Source organism: Mesotoga infera (genome assembly GCA_011045915.1).
Taxonomy (GTDB): domain Bacteria; phylum Thermotogota; class Thermotogae; order Petrotogales; family Kosmotogaceae; genus Mesotoga; species Mesotoga infera_D.
This window is the reverse complement of record DSBT01000135.1, coordinates 1-1894: the sequence shown is the minus strand read 5'-3', so window position 1 is coordinate 1894 and position 1894 is coordinate 1. Positions and strand designations below refer to the sequence as shown.

Sequence of the window (1894 nt, the reverse complement as noted above, 5' to 3'; positions counted from 1 at the left end):
TCCGCCGCTGCTTCTTCTGGCCATCGCTTGTCTCCTTTCAGGCAAGGAATCCCCTCTGCTAATTATAGGCCAAAGGGCTGGCAAATGTGTATAATGATACGAGTATCTGAAGATATTGCTGTCATGCAAACAAATGCTGAGAAGCAAAACCATGAATCAGAATTTCTTATGAATTGTGCTAGTAATGATCCCCGCTGTCGAATCACTATCACAATTTGCCAGAATTTTTATCCAGAAAACAAGGATTCATAGCAGAAGTTTCGGCAAGAATCTTTCCCAAATCGAAAAGACTGGAGTTGGTTCATTTTGAGGCAAATAACCATCTCAACTTGCTTCAGAATGGGGTGATGGAATTGCGCTGTGAAGGTTCGTGAGGCGGCTATCCGACAAAACTCGCATTGGAGCGATTCGCCATCTATCTCGGATCTCAGATTCTTCACTCAGCTTCCATAAAGAATAAGGCAGGAGCGACCTGGCAAGTTCATGAATGAATTCAGATAGAAGCGGTGTTCTTATTGTCCCGCTAATACAACTCACATATACAGCTGCCTACGCTTTTTTGGCTTCTTGACTTGCATGTCTTCATTCCATGTTGTGATAGCCATTCATGCGCATGTTTCCTGTACTGTCGGCAATTATCCGACTCACTAAGTCTGCAATCTCAACGCGAGCTTTTGCTCTGAGTATGCCAATTCTGCTAAGAACTTTATGTACATAAGTGTCAACCGCTATTGAGCGGTCCACGAAAGTGAAGTTCAGAAGGATATCGGCATTCTTACTCTCTTCTATGTAAGAAACTCTGCTCTTGACTGGGGCACCTGACCTCCACGATTTTCACCCAGTCGCCTATCATCTCCCCCAGCATTGTCTTCTTGCGATTGCAATTTGCAACAGGGTTGATAGTTTCCCCAAGATGTTCGTTGCTTAGTAGATCTCTTCCTGCGGAGTCGAAGCCCCAGAAAAGGTGCAACAGCCGCATGAATTAATCTCTTCGTATGCGTCATAGTCGAGATAGTTACTGAAACAAGATTCTCAGATGGAGTGCTGTTCAATCCGTTGGTCGACCACTCATTGTCTTGCTCACTTAACAACGGTTGATTCTGACTCAGTATATCGAATGCTTCTTCTATCTGACTTCCGTCCATCTCACTCTGCGAGATTCGCAGTCACTTCTGATAGATCTTCTAGACGGATCTGTTGAGTTCTACCAAGAGATCTTCAGCTTAATAGGTGCGGCTCATTACCATGGTTCTCAATCTTCAGGCCTATCATCTTTCCCAAATAATTGCGGGCACTTCCTTTTCCAAAATCAGAAAGGACCCAGCTCTCTGGTTATCCGCTTCATAAGGCCTCTTTGTCGGTACCTATCTTCTCTCAAGCAGACAAACCGTTTCAACGTGCCAGGTCTGGGGAAACATGTCGAAGGCCTTTACCGAAGAGATTTCATAGCCTGACTCTATGAGCTTCGCGGTATCTCTTGCCAGAGTTGCAGGGTCACAAGAGACATAGAAGATTCGAGAGGGCTTAACCTTTTCTAGAAGTCTAATACCATCACCCACACCGGCTCTGGGAGGATCTAGAATAACAGTCGAAAACTGCCTCTCATTTGATTTCAAGAAGTCCACGACGTCATTCATAACGAGATCGATACCGAACATTCCATTAAGATTAGCGTTGGCTTTGAGTGCCTTCACCGAAACGGGATTCGACTCTACTGACGTGACCTTCTTCATCTGATTCCCGATTGTGATCGAGAAGGTTCCAATACCGCTATATAGATCAAGAAGAGAATTGCCGACCGATTGTCCCATTTCATTCATAATATGCTGAATTATAAGCTCGGTAACTTCGAGATTATTCTGAAAAAAAGCAACAGGAGGAACTTCAAATCTCT

The 1894-nt window shown here is 44.4% G+C and carries 1 protein-coding gene; it reads right to left on the bottom strand.

All coding sequences use genetic code 11. From position 1 onward, the window contains the following. Positions 1-1364: 1364 nt before the first annotated feature. Positions 1365-1894, bottom strand: a 530-nt coding sequence (locus ENN47_05045) for a class I SAM-dependent RNA methyltransferase (protein ID HDP77545.1), incomplete at its 5' end; no start/stop codon positions are given.